This is a genomic window from Hypericibacter adhaerens, assembly GCF_008728835.1.
Lineage (GTDB): Bacteria > Pseudomonadota > Alphaproteobacteria > Dongiales > Dongiaceae > Hypericibacter > Hypericibacter adhaerens.
Genome location: NZ_CP042582.1, coordinates 1,426,093 through 1,442,364 on the forward strand (window position 1 = coordinate 1,426,093; position 16,272 = coordinate 1,442,364).

At 67.3% G+C, this 16,272-nt stretch carries 14 protein-coding genes; 9 read left to right on the forward strand and 5 right to left on the reverse strand.

Features of this window, described 5'->3' with window-relative positions:
* The first annotated feature begins 636 nt into the window (after positions 1-636).
* Positions 637-1,509, forward strand: coding sequence for a hypothetical protein (locus tag FRZ61_RS06270; protein WP_151115798.1), 873 nt, complete (start codon positions 637-639; stop codon positions 1,507-1,509).
* Between the two features lie 20 nt (positions 1,510-1,529).
* Here the strand turns inward: FRZ61_RS06270 and pgi are convergent, their stop codons facing one another.
* Positions 1,530-3,119 carry a glucose-6-phosphate isomerase gene (gene pgi, locus FRZ61_RS06275; protein WP_151115800.1) on the reverse strand — a complete coding sequence of 530 codons (1,590 nt, stop codon included), beginning with the start codon at positions 3,117-3,119 and terminating at the stop codon, positions 1,530-1,532.
* A gap of 300 nt (positions 3,120-3,419) precedes the next feature.
* Here pgi and FRZ61_RS06280 point away from each other — a divergent pair, with 300 nt between their 5' ends.
* From FRZ61_RS06280 to FRZ61_RS06310, 7 genes are all read left to right on the forward strand, one after another.
* Positions 3,420-3,701, forward strand: coding sequence for an acyl carrier protein (locus FRZ61_RS06280; RefSeq protein WP_151115802.1), 282 nt, complete (start codon positions 3,420-3,422; stop codon positions 3,699-3,701).
* A 41-nt stretch (positions 3,702-3,742) separates the two neighbouring features.
* A complete protein-coding gene (locus FRZ61_RS06285) occupies positions 3,743-4,195 on the forward strand; it encodes a 3-hydroxyacyl-ACP dehydratase FabZ family protein (protein ID WP_151115804.1) in 453 nt (150 codons plus the stop codon).
* 150 nt (positions 4,196-4,345) lie between these two features.
* A complete protein-coding gene (locus FRZ61_RS06290) occupies positions 4,346-5,554 on the forward strand; it encodes a beta-ketoacyl-ACP synthase (protein WP_151115806.1) in 1,209 nt (402 codons plus the stop codon).
* An 18-nt stretch (positions 5,555-5,572) separates the two neighbouring features.
* Positions 5,573-6,829, forward strand: a complete 1,257-nt coding sequence (locus tag FRZ61_RS06295) for a beta-ketoacyl-ACP synthase (protein ID WP_151115808.1) — start codon at positions 5,573-5,575, stop codon at positions 6,827-6,829.
* Positions 6,830-7,036: 207 nt separating this feature from the next.
* Positions 7,037-8,062 carry a zinc-binding dehydrogenase gene (locus FRZ61_RS06300; protein WP_151115810.1) on the forward strand — a complete coding sequence of 342 codons (1,026 nt, stop codon included), beginning with the start codon at positions 7,037-7,039 and terminating at the stop codon, positions 8,060-8,062.
* Positions 8,063-8,219: 157 nt separating this feature from the next.
* A complete protein-coding gene (locus FRZ61_RS06305) occupies positions 8,220-9,392 on the forward strand; it encodes an IS481 family transposase (protein WP_151114759.1) in 1,173 nt (390 codons plus the stop codon).
* Positions 9,393-9,444: 52 nt separating this feature from the next.
* On the forward strand, positions 9,445-10,641 hold the full coding sequence (locus FRZ61_RS06310) for a cupin domain-containing protein (protein WP_191909323.1): 1,197 nt from the start codon (positions 9,445-9,447) through the stop codon (positions 10,639-10,641).
* A 61-nt stretch (positions 10,642-10,702) separates the two neighbouring features.
* Here the strand turns inward: FRZ61_RS06310 and FRZ61_RS06315 are convergent, their stop codons facing one another.
* The 4 genes from FRZ61_RS06315 to FRZ61_RS06330 form a co-directional block, all read right to left on the reverse strand.
* The gene (locus FRZ61_RS06315) at positions 10,703-11,713 is read right to left on the reverse strand and encodes an IS30 family transposase (RefSeq protein WP_151115814.1); all 1,011 of its coding nucleotides are present in this window, start codon (positions 11,711-11,713) and stop codon (positions 10,703-10,705) included.
* A gap of 159 nt (positions 11,714-11,872) precedes the next feature.
* Complete coding sequence (locus FRZ61_RS06320) at positions 11,873-12,931, reverse strand: aldose epimerase family protein (protein ID WP_151115815.1); 1,059 nt, start codon at positions 12,929-12,931, stop codon at positions 11,873-11,875.
* An 84-nt stretch (positions 12,932-13,015) separates the two neighbouring features.
* Entirely contained in the window at positions 13,016-13,360 is a 345-nt protein-coding gene (locus FRZ61_RS06325) for a DUF983 domain-containing protein (protein ID WP_225309147.1), read from the reverse strand.
* Positions 13,361-13,486: 126 nt separating this feature from the next.
* Positions 13,487-14,884: an amidase gene (locus tag FRZ61_RS06330; protein ID WP_151115819.1), complete on the reverse strand. Its 1,398-nt coding sequence runs from the start codon at positions 14,882-14,884 to the stop codon at positions 13,487-13,489.
* A gap of 196 nt (positions 14,885-15,080) precedes the next feature.
* Here FRZ61_RS06330 and FRZ61_RS06335 point away from each other — a divergent pair, with 196 nt between their 5' ends.
* A complete protein-coding gene (locus FRZ61_RS06335; RefSeq protein ID WP_151115821.1) occupies positions 15,081-16,238 on the forward strand; it encodes an MFS transporter in 1,158 nt (385 codons plus the stop codon).
* The last annotated feature ends 34 nt before the right edge of the window (positions 16,239-16,272 follow it).

The window sequence follows — 16,272 nt, forward strand, 5'->3', positions numbered from 1 at the left end:
CAACCCCATACGCCCGAGCCCCATGTCGGAGCCGAGGATGCGCTCGCGTTCGATTGTGAGGTCCTGTTGCCCGTGGCGTCGTAGGCATAAGCGACGCACAGTCCATTGTCGTACACGGCTGTGGTGAGGCGTCCCAGCTCGTCATACGTGTACGACGTGGAGGCGCGGAGGTTTCCCGGAAGCAAGAGGAACGTTCCCGCAATTGCCAGTGCCAGGAGCATCCTCGTCTTTCCGCTTCCAGCGATCATCCGCGGCTCCTTCCCATTCTCTTTGCCGTGTGTTGGCATCAATACAAACAAGAGTAGCACAACCATGGTGAGAAGATATCATTTCGCCAAAGTCGAATAGGACATATTTGTTTCAAGTTGCAGCTTTGGCGTTACGGATTCTTCTACTTTGCTTACGTATATTGATTGCCCACTCAACGATTCTGTCAGATCAAATGGCCCACCGTCATTTTGCGAGATCGCTCGCTTACGGCGCCTGGACAACAGCGTCCTGCAAGCGCATACAATCACTGGTTGCTTGCAAAAATGCCGACCGGGAAACCATCATCATGCGATGACGTGCGGTTTTCGCAACGATGCTAGTGTTGGTGCATCGGTCATACTAAAGGAAGTCCGCAGGAGAAGAACGATGGCGACAACCAAATTGCCTTTGGCTGCAGTCGTGATGCTCATCGCACTATTGCTGTTTCTCCCGAAGAATTCCTTCGCCGCCTGTAGCATCCCGCATCAGCTGACCAACGGTCAGGTGGCGGATGCGACTGCCGTTATGGATGACGTGAACGCAGTTGCGGCTTGCGCGGATGCAGCCGTCGTTCCGACCGGCACGCCTCAAGCGGGTGCCGTGACCGTCTTCACCGGCCCCAATAGCATAACCAGCGGCGACTTGACGGGCGATGTGACCACGTCTGGAGGAACGGCAACTTCGCTCTCGCCAACAGGCGTGACACCGGGAACTTACAACAATGCAAGCGTCACGGTTGATAGCAAGGGACGTGTTACGGCCGTTTCAAGTGGAGCGGGCGTTACATCCTTCACCAAATACACAGTCGCACAGGGAGGGGACGCATTTATAGATGTTCCCCTCGCTGCAGACGGAGGGTTTGCCTATCATGTATTCATTAAGGGAGTCCCATCGGCGAATGCCGGGATCGGGTTCAGGATTTCAAGCGATAACGGCGCAACCTTTTATTCGGGATCAGGCGATTACAAATGGGGAACTACCGGCTCAGATAGTTATGTCAATATATCGGCTGGAAGCACAGTGGGATCGGGGAGAGAAACGCTTATAGATTTCACTTTGGCCGGGATGAATGTCGTGGCGACCGATAGATTCGATCTGACGGGAGGGGTGTTCTCAATACTCTCCAGCGGAACACCAATAAACGGACATATCGGCGGCACAGCCAATGCTGTAGGCAGCAACAACTTCAATGCATTTCGGATTTTTGCGCTTGCAGGGACTATGGACGGCTTTGCCGTTTATGTGGGACGGCTCTACTAGCCGAAGACGGTGGAATTGAATCAAACGCCCCGCCCGTTCCGCACCCGCCTTATCAGCGCCGCGGTCGAAGGGTCGTGGTGGTCGAGGGCGTCGCCGTAGTGGATCTCCGCCTCGACGCGCGAGGCGAGCTTCTTGCCGAGCTCGACGCCCCACTGATCGAAGCTGTTGATATGCCAGACCACGCCCTCGACGAAGGTCTTGTGCTCATAGAGCGCGAGCAGCTGGCCCAGCGTGCGGGCATCGAGGCGCTGCATCAGGATGACGTTGCTGGGGCGGTTGCCGGGGCAGGTGCGCTGGGTATCGGTCTGCGAGCTGCCGCCCATCAGTGCCTCGGCCTGGCCGATCAGGTTCGCCAGCAGCATCTCGTGATGGGCCTGCCGCCCATGGCGGTCCTCGGCCACGCCGATGAAATCGACGGGCAACAGGCGCGGGCCCTGATGGAAGGCCTGGAGGAAGGCGTGCTGCACCTCGGTCCCGACGCCGCCCCAGACGACCGGCGAGGTCGGCATCGTCACCGCCTTGCCGTCGCGGGTGACGCCCTTGCCGTTGCTCTCCATCACCAGCTGCTGCAGATAGGCCGGCAGCAGGCCGAGCGCGCTGTCATAGGGGATGATGGCGTGGCTTTCCGCGCCATGGCAGCCGTTGTACCAAAGGCCGATCAGCGCCAGCAGCGCCGGCATGTTGCGCTCGATCGGTGCCGAGCGGAAATGCCGGTCCATGGCGCGGGCACCGGCCAGGAGCTCGCGGAAGGCCGCGAAGCCATGCGCCACCGCGATCGGCAATCCCACCGTCGACCAGAGCGAATAGCGCCCGCCCACCCAGTCCCACATGGCGAAGGCGGCATCGGCATCGAGCCCGAACTCGGCGACGGCCGACCGGTTGGTCGAGACCGCGCGGAAATGCTTGGGCAGGTCCTCGCGCTTGCCGCCCTGGGCCAGGAACCAGTCGCGGGCGGCATCGGCATTGAGCTTCGTCTCCGCGGTCGTGAAGCTCTTGGAGACGACCAGGAACAGCGTGGTCGCGGGATCGAGGCCGGCGAGCAGGCGCGAGACGGCCCCGCCATCGGGATTGGCCAGGAAATGCACGCGGGGGCCGGTCGGCTTGGGGCCGGCCAGCGCCTCGACCGCGAGCGCCGGCCCCAGATAGGAGCCGCCGATGCCGATCGACACCAGGTCGGCGATCGGCCGCCCGTCGTAACCGGTCCAGCGTCCGCCGCGCAGCGCCTCGCTGAATTCCTCCATGCGGGCGAGCTGGGCCGCCACCTCGGGCATGACATCCACCTCGCCGATCCGCATCGGCTGGGCGGGGTCGGCGCGCAGCGCCATGTGGAAGGCGGGGCGGCCTTCGCTGCCATTGACCGGCTCGCCGGCGAAGAGCCGCTCGATCCAGTGCGCGAGCTGGGCCTCCTCGGCGAGCGCCCGTAGGAGATCGATCGTCTTGTTGGTGAGCCGGTTCTTCGAATAGTCGAGAAACAGCCCTTCGAGCTCCAGCGCGAAACGATCGGCGCGCGCATGGTCCTGCTCGAACAGATCCGTGAGCCGGATCCGCGTCAGCGTCTTGGCATGGGCCTGCAGGGCCTGCCAGGCGGGCGAGAGGGAGGAGGGCGCCATCCTTGGACTCCTGCGTCAGACGGGTAAGCCGGCCCGGCCTCGAGGGGACGGCCTGCTCGCGCCGGCTGGAATCGGGGGAAGGCAGGCGGGCGCTGCCAAAGAGTAGGGAAGCCACCCGCCGCCGCGCCAGCCCCCATGCGATAGAAAAAGCCGCCGCCGGCCCCGCGAATCGAGGCGGGCGGGCCGCGAAATCCCGTGAAATTTTCGAGGCATGACCCCAGGTTGCACCGAAAGGTCGAACTGCCTAGATTGGCCCGGAGCTAAGCTCCATCCCTTGCCCCTCGGATCCCTCGGCCCCGCATGAGCCAGACCTTCGATTCCGTCGCCGACATCATCACTGAGGTCTGCAGCATCGACCGCGGGAAGATCACGCCGGAATCGCACACCATCGACGATCTCGGCATCGACAGCCTGGACTTCCTCGATGTCACCTTTGCCATCGACAAGCGCTTCGGCATCAAGATGCCGGTCGAGCGCTGGATGCAGGAGATCAACGAAGGCAAGGCGAAGCTCGAGGATTATTTCATCCTGAAGAATCTCTGCCAGCGCATCGACGAGCTGGTCGCCGCCAAGCCCGCTTGATCGCCGCCTCAGCGGTCCCTTTCAAGCCGGCGAAACCTCCCATGCAGTTCGACTATTTCCAGATGGTGGATCGTCTCGAAGCGCTCGATCTCGAGGCGCGCGAGATCCGCTGCCGGGCCGAGGTGCCCGAATGGTCGACCGTGTTCGAGGGACATTTCCCCGGCCATCCGATCATGCCGGGCGTGCTGCTGGTCGAGGCCATGGCGCAGACCTCGGGCTATCTGCTGCTGGCGCTCTCTTCCTATGAGCGGATGCCCTTCCTCGCCGGGATCAAGGAGGCGAAGCTGCGCACCTTCGTGCGACCCGCCACCAGCCTGACCGTGACCGCCCGGGTCGAGCATGAGGGCTCGGGCTACTGGGTCACCCAGGCGCGATGCGAGGCCGGCGGCAAGCCCGTGGCCGACGCCCAGATCATGCTGCGCAGCCTGCCCTATCCCAGCGAGACCATGCGCCAGAACCTGCGCCAGTTCGCCGACAGGATCGGGATGCCGTGATTCGGCTATAATGCCGATTATCCCCTCTCCCTTCAGGGAGAGGGTAAGGGAGAGGGATGACGCGATCTCGATACGGAGCAGCCCCCTCCCTATCCCTCCCCCGCAACGCGGGGGAGGGGATCATTCCTTGTTTGCCGAGGATCGGCTCGCATGCAGCCACGTGAGGTCTGGATCACCGGCCGGGGGCTGATCTCGGCGCTGGGCGAGGGGAGCGAGGCGCACTGGGCGGCCCTGTCCGAGCCTGCGCGCTGGCGGGCGACGATCGACGAGAAGAGCTTCGCGCCCTTCCCGGTGCATCCGATCGCACCCCTCGATCTCGACCGTTTCATCCCGAAGAAGGGCGACCAGCGCGCCATGGGGCCGCTGATGCATTACGCGGTCGCGGCGACGGGGCTGGCGTTGCGGGAGGCCGGCGTCGCGGGCGACGCGGCGCTGCTGGCGCACACGGACCTGGTGGTGGCCGGGCCGGGCGGCGAGCGCGATCTCGCGGTCGACGAGCAGATCCTCGCCGGCATCGAAACCGCGGCCAACCAGGGCGCCTATCTCAACGAGCATCTGCTGAACGATCTGCGCCCGACGCTGTTCCTGGCCCAGCTTCCGAACCTGATCGCCGGCAACATTTCGATCGTCCATGGCGTCACGGGGTCGAGCCGGACCTTCATGGGCGAGGAGATCGCCGGGATCGATGCGTTGCGCGACGGTTTTGCGCGGGTCCGCTCGGGCCAGAGCGAGCTGGCGCTGGTCGGCGCCACCTTCAATGCCAGCCGCTGGGACCAGATGCTGCTCTACCGGCCGGGTGGGCTGATGCTGGACGGGCCCTGGCAGCCGCTCTGGCATCGGCCGCGCGCGGGCATCGCGCTCGGCAGCCTCGGCGCTGCCCTGGTCCTGGAAGCGCCCGAGCATGCGCAGGCGCGCGGCCGGCGCCCGCTGGCGAAGCTGACGGCGGCGATGGGCGATCGCAGCCGTCGCACGCCGGGTGCCGCCGCGGCCGCGGCCCAGGTGCAATGGGAAGCGATCTCGCCCCGGCTTGCGCGCGGCCATGCCGGGCTCCTCTCCGGCTGCTGCGGCTCGGGGCCGCTCGCCGCCGAGGAGCGCGATCTGCTCGCACAATGGGGCCGCGCGATGGGCGGGCTGCCGGTGCGGGCCGCCGCCGGCGCCTGGGGCCATGCGATGGAAGCCTCTTTCCTCGGCAATCTGGCGCTTGCTATCACCTGTCTCGAGCAGGGCGGGCTGTTTCCACCGCTGGACCCGGACGAGCCGCTCGAGGCGCCCTGGAACGGGGCCGCCCTGCAGCAGGTTCTCGTCACCGGTTGGGGCCATCACCGCGGCGAGGGGCTGGCGCTGGTGGAAGCGGCTTGAGGTTTGCGGAGGTCGGCGATGGCGAAACGCGATATCTCCCGGCCGGTGGCGGTCACCGGCATCGGCATCCTGACCTCGCTGGGCGAAGGCCGCGAGGAGAACTGGCGCGCGCTGACGGCGGGGCAATCCGGCATCCGGCGCATCCGGCGCTTTCCCATCGACAATCTGCGCACCACCATCGCCGGCACCGTCGATTTCCTGGCCGGGGGATCCGCCGACACGCCGCAGATCACGGCCGCGGCCGCGCGGCGCGTGGTGCGCGAGGCGCTGGCCCAGAGCGGTCTCGGCCGGCCCGGCGATTTTCCGGGGCCCCTGTTCCTGGCCGGCCCGCCGATCGAGCATGAATGGCCGCAGCGCCGCACCTTCGCCGCGCGCGCGGGCTCGACCGCCTATGGCGCCATGGTGGCGTCGACGCGGCTTCCGAACGAGGCCCATGAGCAGTTCCTCAACGGCTTCATCGCCGACCGGATCGCCGAGGAGTTCGGCACAAGGGGCGCGCCCGCGACCATCTCGACCGCCTGCGCCTCGGGCGCCACGGTCATCCAGCTCGGCGTCGAGGCGATCCGGCGCGGCGAGGCCGCGGCGGCGCTGGCCGTCGGCGCCGATGCCTCGGTCCAGCCCGAGGCCATCATCCGCTTCTCGCTGCTCTCGGCCCTCTCCACCGCGAACGAGGATCCGGCGCGGGCGGCCAAGCCCTTTTCCAAGAACCGCGACGGCTTCGTGATGGCCGAGGGAGCCGCCGCCTTGGTGCTGGAGGACGCCGAGGCCGCCCGCGCGCGCGGCGCCGAGATCCTGGGCTATGTGCTGGGCTGCGGCGAGGCCGCCGACAATTTCCATCGCACGCGCTCGAGCCCCGACGGGGCGCCGATCATCCGCTGCATGAGGAACGCGCTGGCCGACGCCGGCCTCGATCCCGTGGCCATCGACTATGTCAACGCGCACGGCACCGGCACGCCCGAGAACGACAAGATGGAGACGCTGGGACTCCAGGCCCTGCTCGGCGAGCGCCTCGCCTCGGTTCCCGTCAGCTCCAACAAATCGATGATCGGCCATACCCTGACCGCGGCGGGCCTGGTCGAGGCCGGCTTCTCGATGCTGACGCTGCGCGACCAGCTCCTGCCGCCCACGATCAACTACAACGAGCCGGACCCCGCGATCCCGCTCGATGTCGTGCCGAACCGGGCGCGCGCCGCCAAGGTCGCGCACATCCTCTCCAACTCCTTCGGCTTCGGCGGGCAGAACACCAGCCTCGTGCTCGGCCTCGACGCGGCATGAGCGGGCGTTGGCTATTTCGGCCCTCGTCCCTGCTTCGCAGCGTGGGCATCTGCGGATATCTAAGGGCAGATAGGTTCACTCTTTCGTCATCCCCGCGCAAGCGGGGATCCAATTCAAAGCCTGGTGACCTGGATCAAGATGGATCCCCGCTTGCGCGGGGATGACGATAAAAGCAAGGGCTGGAAACGAGCCGGAAATGATGATGCCATGCGTGCGCTCTCGCTGATCGAGGAGGGGCGGCTCGAGCGGGTCGATCTGCCGGAGCCGCCGCCGCCCGGCAAGGGCGAGCTCCAGATCGCCATGCGCCGCGTGGCCCTCAACCATATCGATCTCTGGGGTGCGCGCGGTATGGCTTTCGCCAAGCGCAGCCTGCCGATCGTCGCGGGCGTGGAGGGCGTGGGCGAGGTGGTGGGGCGGGGGCCCGGCGTCATCGGTTTCCAGACCGGCGACCGGGTGGCGCTCTATGCCGGGCTCGTCTGCGGGCAGTGCAAGGCCTGCCGCGCTTTGCGCGAGAATCTCTGCGAGAACGTCGCCGGCATCATGGGCTTCCATGTCGACGGCATGGCGCGCGAGCGGCTCAACATCCCGAGCCGGCTCGCCGTCAAGATCCCCGAGGCCGTGAGCTGGACCGACGCGGCCTGCGCGCCGCTCACCTTCGCCACCGTGCAGCATATGCTGTTCGACAACGCGAAGCTCGAGCGCGGCGAGTGGATCCTGATCCATGCCGGCGGCTCGGGCGTGGGCTCGACCGCGATCCTGATGGCGAAGCAGGCGGGCGCCACCGTGATCGCCACCGCCGGCAGCGACGCCAAGCTCGAGCGGATGAAGAGGCTGGGCGCCGATCACGTGGTGAACTACACGACCGACCGCTTCGAGAGCGTGGCGCGTCGCCTCACGGGCAAGCGCGGCGTCGACGTGGTGTTCGAGCATGTGGGCCCCGCCACCTGGGGCGGGAGCCTGCTGTCGCTCGCCAAGGGCGGGCGCCTCGTCACCTGCGGCTCCACCAGCGGCATGACGGCCGAGACCAACCTGGCGCTCCTCTTCCAGCAGCAGCTGCGGATCATCGCCTCCTTCGGGGCCACGTTCCGCAATGTCCGCGAAGGCCTCGACAAGATGGCCGGCGGCCTGCGCCCCGTGATCGACAGCGAGATCGGCCTCGACGAGATGGCCGCCGGCATCGAGCGGCTCAAGAACCGCGACGTATTCGGGAAGATCGTGGTGCGGATGGGGTGAGCTACCCCTCCCCCAACCCCCTCCCGCAAGGGGAGGGGGCTAGAATGATAAACATCACGCCCCCTCCCCTTGTGTACAGACCGGGGACATCGAGGACAGGTGTTCGGGGACATCGAGGACACCCTGATCCGACTGAGGTCGGAGAAGGGGAACCTGGATGCCGTGGGGGTCTGCCTTGGATCGTCGAGTGGAATTTGTCCGTCTGGCGCAAGCGCCGGGGTGCAATTTCAGCGAGCTGTGCCGTCGCTTTGGCGTAAGCCGGTCGGACGGTTACAAGTGGCTGAGGCGCTTCGAGGCGGAGGGAGCGCCTGGGCTCCAGGAGCGTTCGCGCCGGCCGCGGTCGAGCCCTGGCCGGACGCCGGGCGAGCTGGAGGCCGAGGTGCTGGCGGTGCGCGCGGAGCACCCGGCGTGGGGTGGGCGGAAGATCCGCAAGGTGCTGCAGCGCGAGGGCCGGGACGCGCCGGCCGCCTCGACGGTGACGGCGATCTTGCGCCGGCACGGCAAGCTGGATGGGCCTGGCGCCGGCGAGGCCAGGGACTGGGTGCGCTTCGAGCACGAAGCGCCCAACGATCTCTGGCAGATGGACTTCAAGGGCCACTTCGCCTTGGGGACCGGTCGCTGCCACCCGCTCACCGTGCTGGACGACCACTCCCGCTATGCGCTGGCGATCGGCGCCTGCGGCGACGAACGAGAGACGACCGTGCGCGAGCGTCTCACCGGGGTGTTCCGCCGCTACGGCCTGCCGCTGCGCCTGCTGGCCGACAACGGTGCACCCTGGGGCACAGCAGGCCCGGAGCGCCACACCCGGCTCACCGTCTGGCTCATGGATCTGGGCGTGGGCGTCTGCCATGGCCGGCCCTACCACCCTCAGACCCAGGGCAAGGACGAGCGCTTCCACCGCACGCTGAAGGCCGAACTGCTGGACAGATGGCCGCTCCAGGACCTGGCCGGCGCCCAGGCCGCCTTCGACCACTGGCGCGAGGTCTACAACGCCAAGCGTCCGCACGAGGCCCTCGGCCTGGAACCCCCGGCCTCGCGCTACCGGATGAGCCCCCGGCCCATGCCCGAGCGGATCGACCCGCCCGAATACGAGCCCCAGGCCCAGCTCCGCAAGGTGCACGACACCGGCTGGATCAGCTTCAAGGGCCGTCAGATCAACTGCTCGAAGGCCTTCGTCGGTCGGCGCCTGGCGTTGCGCGCCACTACCACCGACGGTGTCTTCGATCTCTGCTACCGAAGCCACGTGCTGTCGCAGGTCGACCTGCGACAGCACATCACTCATACTGTCCTCGATGTCCCCGAACGGGTGTCCTCGATGTCCCCGGTCTGAACACCCTTGCGGGAGGGGTGATACGGGCTCGATGTCCGATCAGGGGGGGCTCATGAGCGACGGCGGCGAGTACAACGACGATCTGGTGGCCTTCCTGGAGCTGATCTGGGGCCGGGGCTTCATGGCGCCGGGCGGGCCGGCATTGGTGAAGAAGACGGTCGCGGGGCTCGATCTCGAGGGCAAGCGCGTGCTCGATATCGGCTCCGGCCTCGGCGGGCCCGACATGGTGCTGGCGGGGCTGGGCGCCACCGTGGTCGGGCTCGATATCGAGGCGCCGGTGATCGAGCGCGCGAGGAAGCTGGTTGCGGCCCGGGGGCTCTCTGACCGCGTCAGCTTCAAGCTCACCGAGCCCGGTCCGCTGCCCTTCGCCGACGCGAGCTTCGATCTGGCCTACAGCTCCGGCGCCTTCACGCAGATCGCCGCCAAGGAGGCGATGTTCGGCGAGGTCTTCCGCGTGCTCGAGCCCGGCGGCTGGTTCGCGGTCTATGACTGGATGAAGGGGCCGGGCCCGATCAGCGACGACATGCGCTATTTCTACAAGATGGAGGGCCTCACCTATGCGATGGAGACGCCCGCCTTCCACCGCCGCGTGCTGAAGAAACTGGGCTTCGACCGGATCGAGGTCGAGGAGGATGGCGGCTGGTACCGCGACGAGGCGCATCGCGAGCATGCACAGCTCGCGGGCGCGCTCCATCCCCGCGTGGCGGCGCTGCTGGGCCGCGAGAAGGCCGACTATTTCGTCGAGAACTGGCGCGCCATGCTGGTGGTGCTCGACAAGGGCGAGCATCGGCCGGGATTCTGGCGCGCGCAGAAGCCGCTCGCAGCGGCGAAGAGATCCACATCCACCGCATCAGGGAAAGAGAAGATGTCACGCAAGGTTTCGGCCAGGACGGTGCTGCCGGTGAAGATCGGCGGCAAGGGCCCCAAGACCGTGAAGACAAAGATCGCAAATCCCATCAGCGGCAGCCCCAAGACCACGACGCAGAACTTCTACACCGACGCGACCGGCGGCTTCGTCTCCGGCATCTGGACCGCGACCAAGGGCAAATGGGCGGTCGATTACAGCGAGGAGGAGTTCATCTATCTCCTTGCCGGCAAGGTGAAGCTCACCGCCGCGAACGGCCGCAGCAAGACCTTCAGCAAGGGCGAGGCCTTCGTGATCCCGGCGGGGTTCAAGGGGACCTGGGAGACGCTGGCGCCGATCCGGAAGTTCTACGCGATCCAGGACCGGAGCGCGGGGAAGAAGTAGGCGCGCCTCTTCATCGTCATGCCGATGATGTGACAAGGGAGCGAGCACGGCATTCTAGTCGTCATCCCCGCGGAAGCGGGGAGGTGGATTCACACTCCAAGTGCAACACCTGCTGCCAGAAGAGTTCGGCGGGGGAGCGCCAGTCAAGGCACTTGCGCGGGGTGTTGTTGTAGGCCCGGAGCAAGCCTGAGATCTGGCGCGAGGTGAGCGCGGCGAGATCGGTTTTCCTGGGGATCCGGCGGCGCATCCTTCCGATGGCGTTCTCGATGCCGCCCTTCTGCCAGGGGGCGTGGGGATCGCAGAAGAAGGTCTGGATGTCGAGGCGGTGGAGCTCGTAGTGGCGGGCGAACTCGGTGCCGTTGTCGAAGGTGATGGTCTGGCGCAGGGTCGCGGGCAGGGGTTCGAGCAGGCCGGCGATGGCGGCGGCGATCGGTGCGGCCTGCTTGCCGTGGGGCCTGACGGCGAGGAGCAGGCGGGAGGATCGCTCATGCAGGGTGAGGAGTGCCTGGCCGTAGCGAGCGAACATCATGAGGTCGGCCTCCCAGTGACCGGGACTTGAGCGGTCCTCGACGTCGGGTGGCCTTTCCTCAATGGAAACACGGGCTTGGATGTGGAGGGCGGAGCTGCCGCCCTTGCGCCCGCGAAAGCCGCGCTTGGATTTGGCGCGCGGCAGGTAGTGGCGCCAGCTGTAGTCCTGGCGGCGGGTGATCTGGGCCTGGATGAAGCGATAGATGCTCTCGGGGCTGATGAGATGACGGCCCGACTGGCGCTCGAGCCGGCCGCAGACCTGCTCGGGCGACCAGCCTTTCCTCAAGCCCTCCAGCACCTGCCGGCGCAGGTGCGCGTCGCGCTCCAGGCGCGAGCCGCGCCAGCGCCGGGCCCGGGTCTGCTGCTGGGCGTAAGCCGCCCGGTAGCCGATCTGCCGGCCACGGTTGCGCTTCAGTTCCCGACTAACCGTCGATGCCGGGCGATCCAGAGCTGCAGCGATTTGGCGGATCGAGCGACCTTTGGAACGAAGGTCGGCAATGATGGCGCGCTCTTCGGACGAGAGCTGCTCGTAGTGCTTCCCCATGGCAACACCCTAATCTGGTGTTGCACTTCGTTTGAAAACTCAGCGGATCCATCCCGATCCAGCGCGTCGAACTGAGCTATGGATTCCCGCTTTCGCGGGGATGACGGTGGACGTGTGGAATGACGAGGAGAGGGCGAAGAGTCTGAGCCGTCGCTCTCCTCACACCGTATGGAACCGGAACCGCATCCCATGCTGGTAGGTCTCCCCGGGATCGAGGCGGGCTTGCGGGAATGACGGCACGTTCGGCGAGTTGGGGAATTTCTGCGTCTCGAGCGCGAAGCCGCCATAGCGTCCGTAGCGCGCGCCGCCCTTGCCAGGCACCGCGTCGTTGAGCTCGGCGCCGGTATAGAACTGCAGGCCGGGCTCGGTCGTCGCGAGATCGAAGGCGCGGCCGCTCACGGGATCGCGCGCCTGCAGGACCGGACGCATCGTGCCGGCCGCGCCGGCCAGCACGAGATTGTGGTCATAGCCGCCGGCGTTGGGCGCATGGCCGAAGGGGTAGGGAACGCGCTCGATGTCGCGCCCGATCGGCTTGAAGGCGGAGAAGTCGAAGGCGGTGCCGGCGACGGGCAGGATCTCGCCCGTCGGGATCAGCTCGCGATCGACCGGCGTATAGCCCGCGGCCGCGATCCTGAGCTCCTGCCGCAGCACGTCGCCCGAGCCGTGGCCCGCGAGATTGAAATAGCTGTGATGGACCAGATTGGCGATGGTGGGCCGGTCGCTGTGCGCCGTCATCTCGATCGTGAGCTCGTTGGCATCCGTGAGCGCGAATGAAACGCGGGCGTCGAGCGTGCCCGGATAGCCTTCTTCGCCGTCGGGCGAGCGCAGCGTGAAGATCACGCTGTTGCCGTCCGTACCCGGTTCGCCGCTCCAGATCCGCTTGTCGAAGCCCCTGAGCCCGCCATGGGCGTGGTTGCGGCCCTCGTTGAGGCTGAGGGCGTAGGGGCGGCTGTCGAGCGAGAACCGGCCCGCCTGGATGCGGTTGCCGTAGCGCCCGCAGGTCGCCCCCATATAGGCGTCGCTCGCGCGGTAATCCTCGATCCGGTCGAAGCCCAGCACGACATCCGCCATCCGCCCCTGCCGGTCGGGCAGGTGCAGTTCCGTCAAGGTCGCGCCATAGCCGATGAAGCGCGCGGCCAGGCCGGCGCGATTGGTCAGGGTGAAGCGGGAGACCGCCTCGCCATCGATCCTGCCGAAGATGTCCCTGGTGACAGCCACGCCTCGTCCCCTTCGCTCGATCGCAGCGGGGACTATAGCATCGGCCGTCGGATCGGAACGGTGCCGCGCGTGAAACCGGCGGCGCTACTTGTCCTGCTTCGAGCGCCAGATGGTGCCGATCACCGCCCCTTTGATGAAGGGCAGGAGCGCCAGCGTGCCGAACAACGTGACCGGCATCCAGATCGCCATCTGCACCCAGTATTCCGGATGGACGGTCTTCTCCAGGGCGAGCAGCCCCGGCACCACGATATGCCCGACGATCAGGATGGTGAAATAGGCGGGCACGTCGTCGGAGCGATAGGGCTCGAAGGCGAGGCCGCAATGGCTGCACTGGTCGGCCATCGTGAGATAGCCCTTGAACAGCGAGCCCTGACCGCAGCGCGGACAGCGTCGCGTGAAGCCGCGCTTGAGCGCGGTCCAGAGGGGCACGGGGGGAAACTGGCTCCAGTCCCCGGCGGCCGGAGTCGCGGTGGGTTCGGCAATGGAGGGTGTCATGACTCGCCCGATCGTCCTGCTATGCCCCATTGGCAGTGAAATGGAGTGTAGAACAGATGCCTACAAGCTCGGCATGACGAAAGGTCGCGCCTTCTCGTAGGCCCGCGCCGCCTTGAGCACCGCGGTCTCGGCATAGCGGGCTCCCACGATCTGCAGGCCGACCGGCAGGCCCGCCTTGGTGAAGCCGCAAGGCACCGAGGCCGCCGGCTGCTGGGTCAGGTTGAAGGGGTAGCTGAAGGGCGACCAGTCGGTCCAGCGGCCGCCCTCGTCCTCGGGCGGCACTTCCACCCCGGCCTGGAAGGCCGGCAGCGGCATCATCGGCGTGAGCAGCAGGTCGTAGCGCTTGTGGAAGCGGTTCATCATGACGCCGAAGCCCTCGCGCGCCTTCACCGCCGCCAGATAGTCCATCAGGCCGATCCGGGCGCCGGCCTCGGCGATCTCGACCAGGCCCGGGTCCATCGCCTTCTTTTGCTCAGGGCTGTAGGCGCTGAGCGCGTTGGCGGCCCCCGGGAACCAGTGCTTCACGAAGACCTCGCCGACATTCTCGAACTTGAGGTCGGTCTCTTCGAGCGTGGCGCCGAGCTCGTCGGCAAAGAGGCGCGCGGCCTCGGCCGTGAGGGCCGCCACCTCGGGATCGACGCGGTTGCCGCTGAGCGTCGGGCTCCAGGCGATCTTGAGGCCCTTCACACCCGCCTCGAGATCCTTCGTGTAGTCGGTGCCGTCATAGGGGAGCGCATACCAGTCGCGCTCGTCGGGCAGCGCCAGCACGTTCAGCATCAGCGCTCCGTCCGCGACCGTGCGCGTCATCGGGCCGACATGGGCGACCGTGCCGAAGGGGCTCAAGGGATGCGCCGGCACGCGGCCATAGGTCTGCTTCAGCCCGAAGATGCCGGTGAAGCTCGCCGGGATGCGGATCGAGCCGCCGCCATCGGTGCCGAGATGGAGCGCGCCGAAGCCGCAGGCGGCCGCGACCGCGGCCCCGCCCGAGGAGCCGCCCGGCGTGCGCTCGGTGTTCCAGGGATTGCGCGTGATGCCCGTGCGCGGGCTGTCGGTGACGCCCTTCCAGCCGAACTCGGGCGTGGTGGTCTTGCCCAGCAGTACCGCGCCCTGCTCGCGCAGCCGCGCCACGCAGGGCGCGTCCTCGTCCCAGGCCTGGTCGCGCCGGATGGCGCGGCTGCCGCGCAGCGTGGGCCAGCCCTTGGTCAGCAGCAGGTCCTTCACCGTCGCGGTGACCCCGTCGACCCTACCAATCGGCTCGCCCTTCTGCCAGCGCGCCTCCGACGCCTTCGCCGATTTGAGCGCAGCATCCTCGTCCACCAGGCAGAAGGCGTTGAAGCGCCCGTCATGCCTGGCGATGCGCGCCAGCGCCGCCTTCGTCGCCTCGACCGGCGAGAGCTTCTTGGCGCGGTAGAGCGACAGCAGCTCGGTGGCGGAGAGGAGGGCGGGGTCGGTGGTCATGATGAGGAAGCTCCATGGCATGTCGGCATGAAGGCGCCAAGCAGAGAGATTTGTGTCACCCACGAATTTGTTTGTCGAGGGGAGCATCGGCGCCCGACTGAACCCCAAAAGGGTGAGGCGGGTGAAGCCCGCCTGCTCTAGCCCTCGCTGCAATCCCCCGCTAGAGTGCGCCGCCTCCATCGGGACCCTGCCCGCCATGACCGCCATTGCCCTCACGGAGCGCCAGCGCCGGCGCAGCCTTGCCGCGATCATCTCGGCCGGATTCGGCGCGGGCATGTCGATGGCGTCGCTGCTGCCGCTGCTCTCGCTGCTGATGGAACGTCATGGCTATGACGCGGGGCTGATCGGGCTCAACGCCGCGATGTTCCCGGTCTCGGTGCTGCTGTTCGGATCGCTGGCGCCGCTGGTCGTGCGCCGGCTGGGGGCGCTGCGGACCCTGTGGCTCTCGGCCATCGGCTTCACGCTGGTGACGCCGCTCTATTACCTGACCGATCCCTGGAGCTGGTACGGCTGGCGCTTCGTCGCGGGCTTCCTCGGCGCCATCGGCTGGATGACCAGCGAGGCCTGGCTCAACATGGTGGCGCGGCCCGAGAGCCGCGGGCGCGTCATGGCGGTCTATACCACCGTGATCGCGGCTGGCATGACGATCGGCCCTTTCATCATCTCGGCCATCGGCATCGAGGGCTTCTGGCCCTTCCTCTTCATCATGGGGGCGACCGCGCTCACGGCCCTGCCGTTGCTCTTCGCGCGCGGCCTTTCGCCCGACTTCTCGCGGCAGATGCCGCTGCAGCCCTGGCGCGCGCTCGCCCACGCGCCCACCGTGCTGATCGGCTCGGTCGCGGCGGGTGCGGTCGACATGGCGATCATGTCGCTGCTGCCGGTCTGGGGCGTGGCCGAGGGTTTCTCGCAGAACGATGCGGCGCGGCTGATCTCGGTCTTCGCTGCCGGCAGCCTGCTCATGCAATGGCCGGTCGGCTGGCTCGCCGATCATTGGAGCCAGCGCGGCACCATCATGATCTGCTCGACCGTGACCGGCGCGGGCGCGCTGCTGCTGCCCCTGCTGGCGGGCCAGCCCGTCCTGCTCTGGCCGATGATCTTCGTCTGGGGCGGGGTGGTGTTCGGCGTCTATACCGCGGCGCTGGCGCTGCTGGGCGATCGTTTTCCCGCCCATGAGCTCGCCGGCGCCAACGCGCTCTTCATCATGGCCTACCAGGTGGGGAGCCTCGGCGGCCCGCCGGTTGCGGGTGTCACCATGGACCGCTTCGGCGCGATGGGCCTGCCGGTGATGATCGCCACCATCTCGGCGGCCTATCTGCTGTTCAGCCTGGCGCGGCGCGCGATGATGCGGGGGTAGGATTCTCCGGCGGCAACGCCAAGGGCAGGACTTT